Annotated in this window: 20 protein-coding genes and 1 other annotated feature; of the genes, 7 read left to right on the forward strand and 13 right to left on the reverse strand. The window is 39.3% G+C overall.

Annotated features, from left to right (window positions below; translation table 11 throughout):
- Positions 1-4 precede the first annotated feature (4 nt).
- From C8270_RS01960 to C8270_RS01970, 3 genes are all read left to right on the forward strand, one after another.
- Complete coding sequence (locus C8270_RS01960; protein WP_106494941.1) at positions 5-775, forward strand: hypothetical protein; 771 nt, start codon at positions 5-7, stop codon at positions 773-775.
- 83 nt (positions 776-858) lie between these two features.
- Positions 859-1,314 carry an ImmA/IrrE family metallo-endopeptidase gene (locus tag C8270_RS01965; RefSeq protein ID WP_106494942.1) on the forward strand — a complete coding sequence of 152 codons (456 nt, stop codon included), beginning with the start codon at positions 859-861 and terminating at the stop codon, positions 1,312-1,314.
- A 64-nt stretch (positions 1,315-1,378) separates the two neighbouring features.
- Entirely contained in the window at positions 1,379-2,509 is a 1,131-nt protein-coding gene (locus C8270_RS01970) for a tyrosine-type recombinase/integrase (RefSeq protein ID WP_158701566.1), read from the forward strand.
- A 64-nt stretch (positions 2,510-2,573) separates the two neighbouring features.
- On the opposite strand, the gene C8270_RS01975 is transcribed toward C8270_RS01970, so the two are convergent.
- Positions 2,574-3,068 (reverse strand): GNAT family N-acetyltransferase, encoded by a 495-nt coding sequence (locus C8270_RS01975; RefSeq protein WP_106494945.1) that lies wholly within the window; start codon positions 3,066-3,068, stop codon positions 2,574-2,576.
- Positions 3,069-3,138: 70 nt separating this feature from the next.
- On the opposite strand from C8270_RS01975, the gene C8270_RS01980 reads away from it, so the two are divergent.
- Positions 3,139-4,014 (forward strand): NAD(P)-dependent oxidoreductase, encoded by an 876-nt coding sequence (locus C8270_RS01980; RefSeq protein WP_106494947.1) that lies wholly within the window; start codon positions 3,139-3,141, stop codon positions 4,012-4,014.
- 18 nt (positions 4,015-4,032) lie between these two features.
- On the opposite strand, the gene C8270_RS01985 is transcribed toward C8270_RS01980, so the two are convergent.
- From C8270_RS01985 to C8270_RS02010, 6 genes are all read right to left on the reverse strand, one after another.
- Positions 4,033-4,332: a hypothetical protein gene (locus C8270_RS01985; RefSeq protein ID WP_106494949.1), complete on the reverse strand. Its 300-nt coding sequence runs from the start codon at positions 4,330-4,332 to the stop codon at positions 4,033-4,035.
- Positions 4,332-5,021, reverse strand: a complete 690-nt coding sequence (locus tag C8270_RS01990; RefSeq protein ID WP_106494950.1) for a class I SAM-dependent methyltransferase — start codon at positions 5,019-5,021, stop codon at positions 4,332-4,334. Before C8270_RS01990 ends, C8270_RS01985 begins: the two co-directional genes overlap by 1 nt.
- A 57-nt stretch (positions 5,022-5,078) precedes the next feature.
- A complete protein-coding gene (locus tag C8270_RS01995; protein WP_158701567.1) occupies positions 5,079-5,699 on the reverse strand; it encodes a hypothetical protein in 621 nt (206 codons plus the stop codon).
- Positions 5,700-5,752: 53 nt separating this feature from the next.
- Positions 5,753-5,950 carry a cold shock domain-containing protein gene (locus C8270_RS02000; RefSeq protein WP_017795660.1) on the reverse strand — a complete coding sequence of 66 codons (198 nt, stop codon included), beginning with the start codon at positions 5,948-5,950 and terminating at the stop codon, positions 5,753-5,755.
- 301 nt (positions 5,951-6,251) lie between these two features.
- Positions 6,252-6,449 carry a hypothetical protein gene (locus tag C8270_RS02005; protein ID WP_106494953.1) on the reverse strand — a complete coding sequence of 66 codons (198 nt, stop codon included), beginning with the start codon at positions 6,447-6,449 and terminating at the stop codon, positions 6,252-6,254.
- Positions 6,450-6,477: 28 nt separating this feature from the next.
- Entirely contained in the window at positions 6,478-6,726 is a 249-nt protein-coding gene (locus tag C8270_RS02010; RefSeq protein ID WP_106494955.1) for a hypothetical protein, read from the reverse strand.
- 516 nt (positions 6,727-7,242) lie between these two features.
- Here C8270_RS02010 and trhO point away from each other — a divergent pair.
- Positions 7,243-8,217, forward strand: coding sequence for an oxygen-dependent tRNA uridine(34) hydroxylase TrhO (gene trhO, locus C8270_RS02015; RefSeq protein WP_106494957.1), 975 nt, complete (start codon positions 7,243-7,245; stop codon positions 8,215-8,217).
- An 81-nt stretch (positions 8,218-8,298) separates the two neighbouring features.
- Here trhO and C8270_RS02020 read toward each other — a convergent pair whose 3' ends face one another.
- Together C8270_RS02020 and C8270_RS02025 are read right to left on the reverse strand one after the other, a co-directional pair.
- Positions 8,299-10,206, reverse strand: coding sequence for a TRAP transporter permease (locus C8270_RS02020; protein WP_106498431.1), 1,908 nt, complete (start codon positions 10,204-10,206; stop codon positions 8,299-8,301).
- A 110-nt stretch (positions 10,207-10,316) separates the two neighbouring features.
- Complete coding sequence (locus C8270_RS02025; protein WP_106494958.1) at positions 10,317-11,330, reverse strand: TAXI family TRAP transporter solute-binding subunit; 1,014 nt, start codon at positions 11,328-11,330, stop codon at positions 10,317-10,319.
- 212 nt (positions 11,331-11,542) lie between these two features.
- Here C8270_RS02025 and C8270_RS02030 point away from each other — a divergent pair, with 212 nt between their 5' ends.
- Positions 11,543-12,025, forward strand: a complete 483-nt coding sequence (locus C8270_RS02030; RefSeq protein ID WP_106494960.1) for a glutathione peroxidase — start codon at positions 11,543-11,545, stop codon at positions 12,023-12,025.
- Between the two features lie 8 nt (positions 12,026-12,033).
- On the opposite strand, the gene C8270_RS19650 is transcribed toward C8270_RS02030, so the two are convergent.
- The 3 genes from C8270_RS19650 to C8270_RS02040 form a co-directional block, all read right to left on the reverse strand.
- Positions 12,034-12,327 carry a hypothetical protein gene (locus C8270_RS19650; protein ID WP_158701568.1) on the reverse strand — a complete coding sequence of 98 codons (294 nt, stop codon included), beginning with the start codon at positions 12,325-12,327 and terminating at the stop codon, positions 12,034-12,036.
- Positions 12,309-13,706 (reverse strand): proline--tRNA ligase, encoded by a 1,398-nt coding sequence (proS, locus tag C8270_RS02035; RefSeq protein WP_442785820.1) that lies wholly within the window; start codon positions 13,704-13,706, stop codon positions 12,309-12,311. Before proS ends, C8270_RS19650 begins: the two co-directional genes overlap by 19 nt.
- 286 nt (positions 13,707-13,992) lie before the next feature.
- Positions 13,993-14,211 (reverse strand) — a binding site (T-box leader).
- Between the two features lie 37 nt (positions 14,212-14,248).
- Positions 14,249-14,794 carry a GNAT family N-acetyltransferase gene (locus C8270_RS02040; RefSeq protein WP_106494963.1) on the reverse strand — a complete coding sequence of 182 codons (546 nt, stop codon included), beginning with the start codon at positions 14,792-14,794 and terminating at the stop codon, positions 14,249-14,251.
- A gap of 248 nt (positions 14,795-15,042) precedes the next feature.
- Between C8270_RS02040 and C8270_RS02045 the strand changes: the two genes are divergently transcribed.
- Positions 15,043-16,341 (forward strand): MFS transporter, encoded by a 1,299-nt coding sequence (locus C8270_RS02045; RefSeq protein ID WP_106498432.1) that lies wholly within the window; start codon positions 15,043-15,045, stop codon positions 16,339-16,341.
- Positions 16,342-16,419: 78 nt separating this feature from the next.
- Here the strand turns inward: C8270_RS02045 and serA are convergent, their stop codons facing one another.
- On the reverse strand, positions 16,420-18,006 hold the full coding sequence (gene serA / locus C8270_RS02050) for a phosphoglycerate dehydrogenase (protein ID WP_106494965.1): 1,587 nt from the start codon (positions 18,004-18,006) through the stop codon (positions 16,420-16,422).
- Position 18,007: the final 1 nt, after the last annotated feature.

Here is an 18,007-nt window from a genome sequence, read left to right on the forward strand (position 1 = left end):
TTCTTTGAACTACAATCGATACAAGATTTCGGGGATATATACTGAAACAAATCGAAAAAGGACGCGTAAAATTAATGCGCATTCAAATAAACATGCAAAAATGATAATGATTAACGATGGTTATCAGGAACCATTCGATGTTGAGATAATACCACACCCGAAACCAACTGAAAGACAACTAGGATACGCTAAAGACCTAGGTATTAAATTACCAAAGGAAGCAACTTCCGAAGACTTGTCAGCATTAATTAGTAGAGTAACTGATCATGATGATGAACCAAATGAAGGTTTAATGAAATATGCCACTAACAAAGGGTTTTGTTTTTCAAAATACATCGGAAAAAAATCGTTGTATGATCTCATTTTCAACAAACTAGATTTAAAGGATCGTATAGCATTCTTTATTTTCTCAATATACCGTTATTTATCCGATGATAGACACGCGAATTTGGACACTTCAGTTCATAAAGAAAAGTTCTATAGTTTCGCAGAGAAAAAAGTAAATGATAATTCATTTTTGAAATCTATACGTTTTTATTCAGGCGCAGATTTGAGATACTTTGGTACATTTAGGGTTGGAGATTATGAAATAGAAGGAGCATCTACGAATACCATTTCATATAAGACCTCGGTTTCTTATCTAAAAGAAATAGGACTAATAGATCACAATGCATTTACAACTGTTAAATCCGTAGGAGATAAAAATGAATTTAAAGTAAGCTCAAAAAAGAAAAACGGAATTTTTTCTAAGCTAATCGAAGCTATAAAGAAATAAAAAATATTATAAGGTGTGCATTACTATGTACATCTTTTTTTAAATCAAAAAGGGAACGTACATTCCGATTATAGGGGGTCAACATGATTCACTACACACGCTTAGAAGATTATATAAGGGATTTATATATCAATTTATCAATCAATTGTCCGGAGCAACTGGGAGTTGAAAGTTTAGCCAAAGCTCTTAATCTAAAAATTTATTATGCAGATGCGAATATGAGGTTTAACGACACTATTGTGTTAAAAAAAACTTCAATACAACAGGAATGGCAGTCTTTCGGTCATGAAGTTGGTCATTATTTACTACACGTTGGCAACCAGCTTGTAATGCATTATTTGTTTAATGAGTTGCAAGAGAACCAGGCTAATTATTTTGCATACCATTTCTGTATTCCAACTTTCATGTTGTCGGACTCTAGAGTAAAAAATGTTTATGAAGTTATGAATCTATTTAATGTGGAATTTGAATTCGCTCAAAGACGATTGTCGATGTATCAAAGTAAATTTATATACGAGGTGACTGACCATGCATTGTGAAAAAATCAAGATAAAATCCGGGCAGTTTAGGTGGGTTTGTGTCGAGGATGGTCCTCGCGATCCGGTGACAGGTAAAAGAAATCAAATTAAACGCCGTGGTAAAACACAAAAAGAAGCAAAACAAAAAGTATTGACTGAAATTGATAATCAAACAAACGCAGGCGTTAATAGAAAGATCACAAAAAATATCACTTTTGATAAATTGGCAGAGGAATGGATGAAAACATACAAGCTAACAAATGTGAAAGAAAGTACTATTGATGCCAGAACTACGGAAATGAAAGCATTAAATAAACAGATGGCTAAAAAACCGATTGATAAAATCGATCATTTATTTTATCAAAATGTTATTCAAGAAGTGGCTAAGGGCCGCAAAGAAAACACAGTCCGTAACATTAATGCATGCGCCAATATGATTTTTAAATTTGCAAAAAAGCATCGGCTGATAAGCGAAAACCCCGTAACCGATGTAGTGCTGCCTAAAAAGAAAAAGACATTAGATGATTTAAAGACAGATAAGACAGCTGAAAAATACTGGGAACGTGAGGAATTGAAAACATTTCTGTCGGCTGTTCTTATTTATGGTGAACGTTTAGACAAAGAAATTTTTTACACCTTTGCGTTTTCCGGTATGCGAGTTGGGGAATTGTGTGCGTTGCAAAAATCTGATTTAGATTTTAACAATAATACAATAAATGTCTTAAAAACCGTTTATAGCAAAAATCAAAACATGTACACTTACACACTTGATACTCCGAAAACCAATAATTCTGTGCGCACAATTGAAATGGAACAACCAATCATGGACATGTTACGCAAATTGGTCCAAAGAAACGATGAGCATAAAATGAAATATCGTTTACAAGATGATTATCAAGACATGGACTATGTTTTCGCCCGATTGAACGGCAGGCCATACTTTCGTGGTGATATAAATAAACGAATTAAACGGATTTTACGTCTGGCCAAAATAAAGCGACACGCAACATCGCATATTTTCAGGCATACGCACATAAGCATGTTGACAGAAGCTGGTGTCGATCTTCCGACCATCATGCAACGAGTCGGTCATAGGGATTCGAAAACCACGTTGGAAATATACACACATGTAACTAAAAAAATGAAAGAAAATGCCTCTGAAAAAATCAGAGGCAAATTCGGTGATATGCTTCAAAAAATAACAAATGAAAAATAAATGTTACTATCCTGTGACTTTTTCGCCAAAATGGGAGGACAAACCGTTATAAAACATTGATATATCAACCTTTATGAGTGTTTTTCTCCCAAATCATGTCAATATGGGGAATATCATCCTCTAAATAAACATCTGAAATTTGTTCAAATCCAAAAGAAGCATAAAAATGTTGTAAATATTCCTGTGCCTGTATTTTTATCCTGTTTTCCTTCCATTCATCCCTCACAAACGCTATTGCTTTTTGCATAATCTGTTTCGCATATCCATTACCGCGAAATTTTTTTACAACTAATACCCTTCCAATCGAGGCCTCAGGATATTTCAACCCCTTTGGCAAAATCCGTACATAAGCAGCAATTTCATTATCGATTTTAAGGAAGTAATGAATTGCATCTTGATCATTATTATCCAACTCTTCATAAGGACAAGTTTGTTCCACAACAAACACATCAATTCGTGCCTTGATAAGCTGATACAACTCTTCTACAGAAATCTCTTGAAATGACTTTATATACCACACTTTCCCCACACCCTTTTCACTTTTTACTAAATATACCATAAATGAAAAGGACTTTCGTTTATCTTTGTCGAAATAACAATGTATACCAAACAAAAGGAGTAGCGATACGATGCAGGCAAATGAGACAACTATCGGATTCATTGGAACAGGCGTTATGGGAAAAAGCATGGCCGAAAATCTAATGAAGGCGGGATACCCATTAGTAATTCATACCCGGACAAAAGAAAAGGCACAAACCCTTCTCGACAATGGCGCATTATGGAAAAATACGATCGTTGAGTTAACTGATGCAGCTGATGTTATTATAACAATGGTTGGCTACCCACAAGATGTGGAGGAAATTTATTTTGGCGAAGCGGGCATTCTAAATAATGCAAAGTCAGGTACATATGTAATTGATATGACAACCTCTAAACCTGCTTTAGCGAAAGAAATTGCAAATGTTGCTTCTGAAAAAGACCTTCATACGTTAGATGCGCCTGTTTCCGGTGGTGATGTTGGTGCTAAAAATGGCACGTTAGCAATCATGGTTGGCGGTGATCAAACAGTATTCGATAAGCTTCTGCCAATCTTTAACGTAATTGGCGGGCAAATCATTTTACAAGGGGAAGCTGGCGCCGGGCAACATACGAAACTTTGCAACCAGATCACCATTGCCTCCAATATGATCGGTGTATGTGAAGCAGTAGTATATGCAAAGAAGGCCGGCCTTGATCCTGTTCGTGTTTTGGACAGTATTACAACAGGAGCCGCTGGAAGTTGGTCATTATCCAACTTAGCACCACGAATGATTGAGGGTGACTATGCCCCAGGATTTTTCGTCAAGCATTTTATTAAAGACATGACAATTGCTCTGGAATCCGCTCAAGAGATGGAGATGTCCACCCCCGGCTTAGCACTGTCCCTCAAGTTGTATAAACAATTAGCGGAAAGCGGTGAAAGTGACAGCGGAACACAAGCATTAATAAAATTATTTGATAGGTAAGAAAAAGAAAATAGCAGCTTATCCTTCTCGTTTATCGATTTCTGCTTGGACGATAAAAGCTAAATCATCATTGCCAAATAGCTGGAGCACGTTTAAAACTGTCAGATCAGGAATTTCATCAGATTCTGCCTTTGGAACGGTTAACTCCAGTGCTTCGTCCAATGCGTGATTTTTCCCTTGAGTTGGATAAGCCTCCATATATAAATCTTTTGGCTCCAAATCATTATTTATACACCACTGCGCAAAAATCAGGATCATCATTTTCTCATCATCTTGGTAACTTTTAATAACCTTTTGTTCCATTTCTTTTTTATCCATTACACATCACCTTCTTTTCGTAACATGAACACCCACATAAATGACAATGCCTGTTTCAATTCGCATGACAGCCCTTGATAGTTTTCTTTTTTAACGCCTTCCTTATAAACACCAAATCCATCCACATACTCAAAATTGATCTCAGATGCCAATCGTTGAAACTCCCAGGGCATCAATGTATTACATATTGCTTTTTCCCCGTAAACCCGTGGGTAACTGTTTGTACGCGGTCCGGCTGTCGGTCCCAAAATTCCAATGCATAGAAGTCCGTCTTTCTTTAAAACACGATGCAACTCATAAAGTGCTTTTGCTGGCTGTTCTGTCCATTCTAGAACATTAATTGCCATCATCCCATCGTAGCTGTTATTATCAAACGGTAAGTTCATTACGTTTCCTTGCAAAAATTCAATTTCTTCATTTGGAACACGGTCTTTGGCACGATGAATCATCTCACTAGAAAGATCAACCCCTGTAACATGATACCCCACGTCATGTAATTTATAGGATCCATACCCATCCCCACAACCAATGTCTAAAACGCTGCTTTTTTTATCGAGATGTTTTTCAATAAAAGGAACAATATCCTTCCGACTTCCGCTATCCCACATGCCGGTGCTTTTTTCATTCCAAAATGCAGCACGATTATCCCACTGTTCTTGCGCTTCCTTTTGCCAGTCGAATGAAACCATTTTCCCACACTCCCTTTTATATAATAATCCTAATTACATCATAATGCAGATTGCGATTTATGGAAAGGTTGCGGGATTGTTAGAAAGCCTGGTCGGTTGCTTGGGACGATGTTTCTGCTTTCGGGCTGATGTTTCTGCTTTCGGGACGATGTTCTCGCGCTCGGGCTGATGTTTCGCTTTTCGGGTTGATGTTTTCGTGCTCGCGCCGATGTTTCTGCTTTCGGGCTGATGTTTTCGCACTCGGGCTGATGTTTCGCTTTTCGGGACGATGTTTTCGTGCTCGCGCCGATGTTTCTGCTTTCGGGACGATGTTCTCGCGCTCGGGCTGATGTTTCGCTTTTCGGGTTGATGTTTTCGCACTCGGGCTGATGTTTCGCTTTTCGGGTTGATGTTTTCGTGCTCGCGCCGATGTTTCTGCTTTCGGGACGATGTTCTCGCGCTCGGGCTGATGTTTCTGTTTTCGGGTCGATGTTTCGCTTTTCGGGTCGATGTTTTCGTGCTCGCGCCGATGTTTTGCTTTTCGGGTCGATGTTTTCGCACTCGGGCCGATGTTTTCGCGCTCGGGCTGATGTTTCGCTTTTCGGGTCGATGTTTTCGCACTCGCGCCGATGTTTCGCTTTTCGGGTCGATGTTCTCGCTCCCGTTCCGATGCTCCCCCGCCATGGAAGACTTTCTCACCTGAAACAAAAAAAGAGAGCTTACCCTAATTGGATAAGCTCTCTTCAAATTTATTATAGACGAACTACGTTAGCTGCTTGTGGTCCGCGGTTACCTTCAACGATTTCAAATTCAACGTCTTGACCTTCTTCAAGCGTTTTGAAACCTTCTGCTTGGATAGCTGAGAAATGTACGAATACATCGTCGCCATCTTCACGTTCGATGAAACCGAAGCCTTTTTCTGCGTTAAACCATTTTACTTTACCAGTCATTAAAATGACCTCCTTATACAAATATCGTGCAAAGTAATTGAATCATAAATACTTTTACACCACTTTGATAAAGAGATCGTAAAGTATTATTCAAACTTCAATTTCCTTTTGCTACTTTCAACTTTACCCCTTATTAAACGAAATTACAAGTTATTTGTTACTTTTTCCAAAAAGAATTAATATTTATCTGATTAGTAAAATATCTTTCAATACCATTAAGACCATAATCTTTCGTCACATAGACCTTTACTCTCACAATTTGGTCTACATTCTCAAACACACCTGCAGCTAAAACATTTTATTACCTATTTTCATCTTTATCGGAGTCTTCCTTCTCTTGTTCACTTAACTCTGAAACGATGATTCTTGGTTCATATTCACTCAATACTTCAAACGTATCATCTGACGTGAAATAAATATGATGTTCAATATGGGGGTACATTTCACTTCCAGGACCAATTAACTGATCGTACCACTCAACAAAGTCGGAATTGGTCATTTTGTAGAAGAAGCAATCTTGATTATCTTCACCGAATTTTTTTTCGAGCCTCTGATGCGATAAAAGATAAATCACCTCTTGTCCATTCTTCTGAAAAGCGGCAAGACCATACATACCGTCCATCAACAACCCGATCATAGATAAATATATACGCTATTCCAGAATCGTCCTCAAACTTTAATTGTAAACTACCTACCGGATACTTCACCCCCATTAAATGTAATTCACCATTAATTTTTCCAACAGGTTCCCATACGTGTAGTTTCCGTAGATCCACGAGAATTCCTCCTTATTTTAATATCTGATTTTTTCCTTTTTGAAGTTTAACGTAGGAACCTGATTAGATTTTGGACTTGACCTATATAATCTAACAGGACCTGCATCAGTATTTTTAACATATGTGATGGAGCCGTCTGATTTTGGATACTACTTCCCCTGAGCCAACTTTCGAAAAGTCTGACGATGCCTTAGAGTAGCCACGTGCATTACTTTTCAATAAAATCCCCCTTTCATTACTATATATTTTAATATTATGATGATTTTGGACAAGTGAATTGTCAATACTTTTAAAAAGGCCTGTTACTCCCTTAATTAATCACAAACATTAAAGATTGCTCCAATCCCACAAAGAATTATTCAGCATACACCAGTATTTTACACTTCACAATATCCACATGTTTGCAGTTGCCAAAAACCTTAAGTATTGATAAAATATTCACTTGCAAGATTATAAAAAAATACGGACTACCAAACATTTATATCTTGCAAATATGAATGATAGGTGGTAAATAAAATGGAAGAAAGTAAACAATACCAGGTGTTATTGTACTATAAGTATGTCCAAATCGAGGATCCTGAAGAATTTACAATGCAGCATTTGCAATTTTGTAAAGACCTGGAACTAAAAGGGCGTGTGTTAATTGCCCATGAAGGGATTAATGGTACAGTTTCTGGAACTATTGAGCAAACCAATAAATATATGGAAACAATGAAGAATGATCCAAGGTTTACTGATATGGTCTTCAAAATTGATGTACATGATGGTCACGCATTCAAAAAAATGCATGTGCGTCACCGCAAAGAAATTGTAACACTCAGATTAGATGAAGATGTTGATCCACATCAAACAACAGGTAAATATTTAGAACCAAAAGATTTTTACGAAGCGATGCAGGATGAAGATACAATTGTATTAGATGCACGCAACGATTATGAATATGACCTAGGTCACTTCCGCGGTGCTATTCGACCCGACGTGGAAACATTTCGTGAGCTTCCCCAATGGGTAGAAGAAAACAAACATCTGATTGAGGGTAAACGTGTCTTAACGTATTGCACTGGTGGGATCCGCTGTGAAAAATTCTCAGGCTGGTTATTAAAAGAGGGCTTTGAGGATGTCGGACAACTTCACGGTGGAATCGTAACATATGGCAAAGATCCACAGGTTCAAGGCGAATTATGGGATGGTCAGTGTTATGTATTTGACGAACGCATTTCTGTTCCAGTTAACCAGAAAGAGCATGTCGTTGTAGGTGTCGATTATTTCGATGGTAAACCCTGTGAGCGTTACGTCAACTGTGCAAATCCTGAATGTAATAAACAAATTCTCTGTTCAGAAGAAAATGAGCATAAATATATGCGTGGTTGTACACACGAATGTCGAGTTAGCCCACGTAACATGTATATAAAGGAACATAATTTATCTCCAGAGGAAATTCAAGAGAAATTGGAGAATATTGAAAAGGAAAACACGAAACAAAAAGCATAATGATTTTTAAAAGACGTCCCCTTATGAGGACGTCTTTTTTTATGGGATACTGGGACACTAGATCTGTCCCCATGTCCCATTTTAGGCTGTCAATCTTTTTGTTTTATCAGTTTTTCCTTTAATATACTGCATTGCTGCAATTACTCCGAAAATCACTAATCCAGCCAATGAGAACTTAAAATCTGGATATACGAGCAACAATCCAGCGCCAATCATGATAATTCGCTCTAGCCAGTTTACCGAACGAACAAAATAACCAATCAATGCTGCACTAATACTCGCCATTCCAAGCAAGGCAGTAATAACCGCTATCGATACGTTCATCACATTCGCATCGCCTTGTAATAGCAAGATAGGTTGCGAAACAAACATATATGGAATAATAAACGCCGCAATAGCTAATTTAACAGCAGTTACCCCGGCTTTCATTGGGTTTGCACCTGCTATACCAGCTCCTGCATAGGCCGCCAAACAGACTGGAGGCGTAATATCTGCGACAATACCAAAGTAAAACACAAACATATGAACCGCGATCACCGGAACATCAAATGCCAATAATGCTGGTGCTGCCATTGTTGCTGTTACAACATAGTTTGCTGTTGTCGGCAAGCCCATTCCTAAAATGATACATGCTATCATCGTGAAAAACATGACAAGGAAGAATTGACCCTGTGCAAGCTCAATAATTCCACCCGCAATTTTTGGCCCCAACCCTGTAGTGGTTACGGTTCCTGCAATAATCCCTGCTGTCGCACAGGCTGCGATAACCGGAAGCGCAGTCCGGGCTCCCTCCTCTAACAACTTAATAACACCTTTAAATGACATTCTCGTATCTTTTCTGAAAAAACTTATAACAAATGCAGTAACAATAGCGAATAATGCTGCATAAGTTGGTGTTTTCCCAGCAAGTAGGAAACCAACAATTATAATAAGCGGCAAAAATAAATCCAGTCGTTTGACTAAATTTTTTAATTTAGGCAATTGCTCTTTTGGAAGTCCTAAAATACCTTGCTTTCTTGCTTCAAAGTGTGTACCTAAAAAGACACCCGAAAAATAGAGAACCGCTGGGATGATCGCAATTATAATAATCTCATTGTACGGAACTCCTGTATACGATGCCATAATAAAAGCAGCGGCACCCATAATCGGTGGCATAATCTGTCCACCTGTTGATGCTGTAGCTTCTGTAGCTGCAGCGAAATGGGGCTTAAATCCTGCATTTTTCATCATTGGAATCGTAAATGAACCAGAACCAACCGTATTCGCAACGGAGCTCCCACTTACCATCCCTTGCAGTCCACTGGCTGCTACAGCTGCTTTTGCTGTTCCACCAGTATATTTCCCTGTAAGCCTTAACGCAATGTCATTAAAAAACTGTCCGATATTTGTCTTGACCAAAATTACCCCGAAAAATAGGAACAAATAAATGTACGTGGATGAAATTTGAATAGGGGTACCAAATATGGAGCTTGAACTAAAGAACATCTCTGTTGCAAGCGAAGGCCAGTCATAACCAGCATGTCCTATAATTGGAATATATTGACCAAAAAGACCGTACAGCAAAGCGATAATTGCAATAATAACAATTGGAAGTCCAACAACACGTCTTGTTGCTTCTAATAAAAGCAGAATTCCTGCAGTCGCCACAATTTGGTCAAATGCTGTAAAACCAAATATAATAGCGTCGTTAATTAAACGCTCATAATGATAAATAATATAGAAATTAGTGCCTAGGGCCGCGAGAGCTAGTAAAGCATCATACCATGGAACACCTCTACGTTTTGTCATTGATGATTTTATCGGATACAGCAAATATACTAGGCTTAATCCTGCACCAAGGTGAATCGCACCTTGAATGATGGATACTTTAGATCCGTAAAATGCTGTATAAAGTTGGAAAATAGTTAATGCTCCACCAATAATAAGTGTTACCCAACCCCATGGACCTAAATTTGTACGAAAAGTACTTTCTTTATCGTATTTGGCCATCAGTTCATGCTTATCAATTTCTTTTGAATTTTGTGTAGCCACCCGTTTTACCCTCCATTCATATGTTTTTTGAGGTTAAAGAACCGGACAATAGCGTCCGGTTCTTTTTGTTATTCAATACCAGCTTCATCAAAATATTTTTGAGCTCCTGGGTGGATTGGTAAATCACCTACACCAGTTAGAATGCTATCTTCTTTAATTAATTTTGCTTGTGCGATTGACATATCGCCGGATTTTTCAACCAACGTTTTCGTAAGTTCATAAGCAAGATCTTCACTAACCTGATCTTTTGAACCAAGAAGCAATGCCATCGCAGTAACTGTCTCTACTGGCTCGTCTAGCCAATCATACGTTCCAGGTTCAACCGTATATGCCTCATATTGACTATTATCAACTACTTCTTGTAAAGCATCTCCCTCAATACTAAGAAGCTTTACTTCTTTTGTAGATGCCTGCAATTCATCTGTTGAAGAAGATGGAACACCCACTACTTCAATGGAAGCGTCAATTGTTCCGTTTTGCAATTTACTTTTTGCATCACCAAAACCTTCTTCATATGCTTCATAGTCGCCTTCTTCAATACCATATGCCTTCAAAATTAATTCAGCTGCTTCACGAGTGGCTCCACCCGGAGGTCCGATTGCAACCTTTTTACCCTTTAAATCAGCAATTGATTCAATACCAGTTGATTCTAATGTAGCAATTTGCACTGCTTCTGGATAAAGCGAAGCAATTACTGCTACATTATCAATCTCTTTTCCTTTAAATTCGCCTGTTTGATTAACAGCACTGATTAAAGTAGTATTTTGAGCAATTCCCAATTGATAGTTACCGGACTGAATCTTAGCGATGTTTTCTACAGAGGCACCGGATTCTACTGAACTAACATCGAAGCCATCTACGTCGATATTATCCTTCCAAAGCGTAGACATCTCACCGCCTAATGGATAATAAACACCGCCGACACTACCAGTTCCCAAGGTTAGATTGGTTTTTGCTTCCTTTTCACCACCATCATCTGAACCAGAATCAGAACTGGAACCTTTCCCACTCTCACCACATGCGCTCAAAATCATGCCGACAGTAAGAATTAGGACAAATAAAAATAGTGTTCTCCTTCTCAAACTAAACTCCCCCTTTTAATTTTTATTTAAAACCTATTGCTTATCACAGCAATTGCATAAAACACGTTTTCATTTTTAGTTGAAAACGTTTTATTATATATTTTAACTTTTTTTCGCCTCCTATTCAAGTTTTAAGAAAATTCATAAAATAAACGCACCCTTTGACACTTGATTAATAGGTTGCTAATCTTTAAAAAAAGGGGGAGACGATTATCGTTCGTATTTATGATTACTCTGTCAAATCGATAAGTGGTGAAGAAAAGTCATTAGCCGATTATAAAGGGGATGTACTCCTTATTGTGAATACAGCAAGCAAATGTGGATTCACCCCACAATTTGCCGGGTTGCAGGAGCTTTATAAAAGTCATAATGAACACGGATTTGAGATACTTGGTTTCCCATGCAATCAATTCCATCATCAAGATCCCGGTAATGACCAGGAAATTTCGAGCTTTTGCCAACGAAACTACGGGGTGACTTTTCCAATGTTTAGCAAAGTAGATGTTAAAGGGGAAAATGCGCACCCTTTATTCACGTATTTAACAGAGGAAGCGCCAGGCCTGATGACAAAGCAGATTAAGTGGAACTTTACGAAATTCCTGATCAGCAAGAACGGTGATGTCATCAATCGGTATGCACCTCAAACTAAGCCTGAAAGCATAAATAAAGATATTGAAAAAGCGTTAGAAGAATAACATAACCTTTATATTAATTTTATTTGGAAGGATTCTGATTCATAGATTTTTTTCGCTAGCACACGCTGACTCCGGGTTGATGTTTTCTCGCTCGGGTTGATGTTTTCTCGCTCGGGTTGATGTTTTCTCGCTGGGGTTGATGTTTTCTCGCTGGGGTTGATGTTTTCTCGCTGGGGTTGATGTTTTCTCGCTGGGGTTGATGTTTTCTCGCTGGGGTTGATGTTTTCTCGCTGGGGTTGATGTAAAAAACCGAGCGGCTTTACAAGCGCTCGGTTTTTAAAAATTAATATGCTTTTGCCCAATAAACCAATTCTTTTGCTTCTTCCCCACAGCATACACATGTGTCAGCAACTTTTTCCTGTTCAAAAGGAATGCAGCGAGAGGTTGCTGTCGTTTCTTCCTTAATTTTTTCTTCACAAGCCTGATCGCCACACCACATTGCTTTAATGAATCCGGTTGTTTGTTCAAGCGTTTGTTTAAATTCATCCATGTTTGTTGCGACTGCTGTTTTTTCATTTCGGTGTGCTAACGCTTTGTCATACAGACCTTGCTGAATTTCTTCTAATAATGCCGGTAGACGGGTTTCCAGTTCGTTTAAAGCAACGAATTCCTTTTCACCAGTATCTCGACGTACAAGTACAGCTTGTTCTTTTTCTATGTCTTTTGGACCCATTTCAACTCGAACAGGGATTCCTTTCATTTCATACTCATTAAATTTCCAGCCAGGCATTTTATCACTAGCATCGATATCAACGCGAGCTACATTTTTCAGCTTATCACGCAGGTCATATGCTTTATCCAAAACACCCTCTTTATGCTGGGCGATTGGTACTATCATCGCTTGTGTTGGAGCAATCCTTGGCGGAATTACCAAGCCACGGTTGTCACCATGGACCATGATCAACGCACCCATAATACGAGTGGACATTCCCCATGATGTCTGATGAACTGGTTTTTGTTCACCGTTTTTATCCGAGTAACGAATATCAAATGCCTCTGCAAATCCGGTCCCTAAATAATGAGACGTACCAGATTGCAATGCCTTACCATCATGCATTAGGCTTTCAATTGTTAATGTGTAATCAGCTCCGGCAAACTTTTCTTTCTCCGTTTTTCGTCCGCTAATTAGGGGGATCGCCAAATAGTTTTCACAGACATCGGCATAAACACCGAGCATCCTTTCCGTCTCTTCCTGGGCATCCTCACCTGTAGCATGACAAGTATGACCTTCCTGCCATAAAAATTCCGATGTACGCAGGAATGGACGGGTTGTTTTTTCCCAGCGGACAACATTGCTCCACTGATTATAAAGCATTGGCAGATCCCGATAAGAATGAATATTTTTTGCATAATACTCACCAAACAGCACTTCAGAAGTAGGACGAACACAGATCCGTTCCGCTAATTCTTCTTCACCACCGTGTGTCACCCAGGCTACTTCCGGTGCAAATCCTTCGATATGATCCTTTTCTTTTTGCAGCATGCTTTCCGGAATAAATAATGGAAAATAAACATTCGAATGTCCTGTCTCTTTGAATTTCCGATCCAGTTCATCGCGAATGTTTTCCCAAATTGCGAAACCATATGGCTTAATAACCATTGTCCCTCTAACCGCACCATAGTCGACAAGTTCAGCCTGTTTTACCACATCGGTATACCACTGAGCGAAATCGTCCTCCATTGCGGTTACCTTTTCTACAAATTGTTTATTTTTACCCAATCCAAACACCTCTTTAAAAAGTATTAGTTTATGTGTATCTTTTAAAACGGGACAAGGGACCTGTCCGAGGCCACTGAAAAAGTAATCACTTTAAAAAGTCACATTGAACAAACTACTATATTTCGTGATGTTGTTAAATTCAAGCATCTATATATTGTATTTAGTATGCTCTTCATTTTTGTAAACTGGACTTTTTCAGTGGTCTCGACCTGTCCCCATGTCCCATATAAAAAACCTCGTATCCCATAAAAGGGACCGAGGTTTGGTGGTACCACCCTTGTTGCAGTCGAGAGCATACACGGACTCTGTCATGCCACTTTACTTCATAACGGTTATCAACCGCGCACATCTTTCGTGATGGCGAACTTAAAGGCAGGTTCCAATTGCGTCTTTGGAAATTTGCACCACCCATTTCCTCTCTTGTGAAAGACGTTTCAATTGTACTAATCCTTATCAACGTTTCATCTATGTATTGTTAAATATATATGGATCAAAAAGTAAAGTCAAGCCTTTCTGCTCAAAGGTTTTTCATACTTGGAAAACTTGTCCTCTCCTTCACCCGTATACCCGGAAAACGTGAATCCTGCCTGCTGATAATAATCGTTTAAAACAGGATTCCCCGCCACACAATCCAATCGTAAATAACCATCATTCATTAGCATGTTGTCATCGATCCAACGCAAAAGCCTTTTTCCGATCTGCTGATTATGGTGACCTCGAGCTACCGCAAGCCTGTGCAAATAATAGGCCTCATCATTTCGTTCGCCCCACATTTCTACGTCCCAGTCGTTTTGTTTTGGAGAGAGATTAAAGGTCGCCACGATATTTCCTTGAGCATCTTCCACAACATAAGTCGTTCCGGCCAAGATATCCTGATTAATTTCTTGGTCTTCTCCACCACTTCCGAGATAACCCCACTGCTGAATTCCCTTTTCCCTTAACCAGTTTGCTACATCTTTCAATAGCTGGAGCACTATTGCAGTATCCTGTTCATTTGCCAATCTGACGGAATAATCATCAAAACAATTTTGTGAAAAAAGTCCTCCCATTCAACGATCCCCTCTCCCATGTTTGAAGTTAATTTTACTATAGTTGAATTAATCCAGACAATATTAAAATTCAGACTCTAGTATGAGGTGAATTCATCCCACCAGACGTTAAACAAAACCTCCCTTCCCCTTATACTTTAATCAGTAGGAAACATCAGAAGAAACGAATACCTATTATTTCTTGCATCTTGGTTTCCAAATTGAGGAGGAAGAGTTTCAAATTCCAATTGATGAGAGGAAAAGTGATAATGAGGATATTAAAAAATAAAAATTTCTTGTTTTTATTGTTAGGTCGAATTGTGTCCAATATGGGCGACAGTATTTATTACGTGGCAGCAATGTGGCTTGTATACACGCTAGGCGAAAATGCCTTTTATTCCGGACTTGCTGGTTTCTTAACATTACTCCCTACATCATTACAATTTGTCACTGGTCCGTTCGTTGATCGCTGGCCGGTAAAACGAACATTAATTATCACACAAGTGCTTCAGGCAATTCTCATTCTAACCATTCCGATCGCCTATTATTTTGATGTATTAACCGTACAAATCGTATTGATTATTATGCCAATCGTTTCCTTTATCGAGCAATTTGCCTATCCTTCACAGTCAAAGGCATTGCCGTTAATCCTTTCGAAGGACCAGTTGGTAAAAGGAAATTCCTATTTCTCCTTTGCTTATCAAGGAATTGACTTAGTATTTAATGCGTTGTCGGGGGTACTTGTTGCATTTGTTGGTGCAGTAACATTATATCTTGTCGACTCTCTAACATTTGCCGTTGCAGCAATATTATTCTTAACGTTAAAGATTCCTTCATCTGTTGAGCAAAAGACCACTAAAGATAAAGGAATTGTTCTGGGAATTAAAAAATATGTAATCGATTTAAAAGAAGGCTTTTCCATTGTATTTCGCTCATTAATGGCGACCTTTCTAATTGGTTCTATTGTTGCAAACTTCGCCATTGGCGGTGCAATGGCGATTTTGCCGGCATTTGCGGATGAACGGGGTGGATCAGAAATATATGGCTTCTATCTAGCAGCAATGTCGACAGGTGCTTTAATTGGTGCCTTGTTTGCAAGTTGGATGGGGAAATTTAAAGTAGGATTGTTTTCGATCATCGCGTTTTTATTCGGTGCTGTGTGTTGGATTTTATCCGCCACCTTACCATGGACGTATCTTGCCATTGTTATATATGGTATTGCCTGGATACCAGTTGGCGGAACAAACGTTATCTTTGCAGCTACCGTGCAATCCGTTGTGCCAAATCGGCTATTGGGGAGAGTTGGCTCCGTATCAGCTAGTATGTCGACAATTGCCATGCCACTTGGTTCATTGGCTGGTGGATATTTTGCAACCATTACAAACAGCACGTTAATATTTGCTGTAACTGGCTTGGGGCTAGCATTTGTATCGATCGTTTGGTTCATCCATCCAAAATTACGAAGCTTACCAAAGGCAGATGAAATGTCACCAGAAACGTTCGGGTTAAAATTCGCCGAGGAACACCTGGAAAATTTGGATTCAAAGACTGGCGCAACCGAACAATAGTTGTGCCAGTCCTTTGATTAATCATACACGCCTTTCTACTTTGAAAATCATTCTCGGAAACAAACCGTAGCTCTCTTTTTATAAATCTACAGCAGTTGCATGGTAAATATCCGAAAGCCCTAGTAACTGATCCAATCCATCTTGTTCTAGTTGCTTATCAATCACGAGCATCATGATTGCATCGCCACCTATTTCGGTACGGCCAACCTGCATGGTAGCAATATTCACATCGTTTTCAGCAAGCAGACTGCCAACCCGGCCGATTGCCCCCGGCTGGTCCTTATGGTGAATAAAAACCATATGACCTTCTGGAACGACATCCATACTATAATGATCAACCTTCACAATTCGTGCACCAAGGCCGTTTAGCAATGTTCCTGCCACTTTTCGTTTGCCGGATTTTGTTTTTGTTTCGACTGTTAGCAGGTTGGTAAAGCCCTTGGTTGAAGAAGTTTTTTGCTCATGGATCGTTATCCCCTTCTTTTCCGCCAAAAAAGCCGCATTTACGGTATTCACATGGTCACCAAGGTGTCGTTTTAATAACCCTTTAACTGTATTTCGTGTTAAAGGGGTAACCTCCATATCTGCTAAGTCCCCTGCGTAATAAATCCAAATTTCTTCCACTACCTCATTTTCCAAGCGAGCGAGGAATGCTCCCAGTTTTTCCGACAAATAGAAGTATGGCTCGATTTTTTTCATTACCTCTTGCGGGACAGAGGGTATGTTGACTGGATTCTGTGCCAAACCACCCCGGAGTATTTCAACAACATCGAAACTTACATCAATTGCTACATTCTTTTGCGCTTCAATTGTACTAGCACCCAAATGTGGTGTCGCAATAACCTCGGGTAGTTCCAATAATTTATGATGATGAATTGGTTCTTCTTCAAATACATCCAATGCCGCTCCCGCCACTTTCTTTCTAAGAATCGCATCATATAATGCTTCTTCATCGATAATCCCGCCACGTGCACAATTGACGATTTGTACACCATCCTTCATCATGGCAAAAGCATCCTTGTTAATGATATGTTTTGTTTCCTTTAATAATGGGGTATGGACGGTAATAAAATCTGCTATCTGCAGTACTTCATTAAACGTGCCATAGCCTATCCCCATGTTCTCAGCCTTTTCTTCGGTCAAAAATGGATCGTAAGCAACCACATTCATTCGTTGTCCTTTCGCCCGGGCAGCGACTTCCGCACCAATCCTACCGAGCCCGATAATCCCTAATGTTTTCCCTTTCAGCTCCACACCAATATATTTTTTGCGGTCCCAGCGGTTTTGCTTCAATGCGTAAAAAGCTTGAGGTATTTTTCTTGCTAAAGATGTAAGCATTGCCATCGTGTGCTCCGCAGCGGAATTTGTATTTCCATCAGGGGCGTTAACAACAATCACACCGTTCTCTGTCGCTGCTTCCAGGTCAATGTTATCTACCCCAACACCTGCCCGACCTATTACCTTTAGACGTGACGCCCGCTCGATAACTTCCCTCGTTACTTGTGTTTGGCTTCTTACTAATAATGCGTCAACGTGTGGTATTCGTTCCAGCAATAATTCTTTTGTTAGGTCCGTTTCCAAAACAATCTCGACATCCTCCGCTTCTCGTAATGGAAAAATACCATCTTCACTTAGTGGATCACTAATCAATACATTATATGTCATG

Origin of the sequence: Lentibacillus sp. Marseille-P4043, from assembly GCF_900258515.1 — a bacterium.
Taxonomy (GTDB): domain Bacteria; phylum Bacillota; class Bacilli; order Bacillales; family Amphibacillaceae; genus Lentibacillus_C.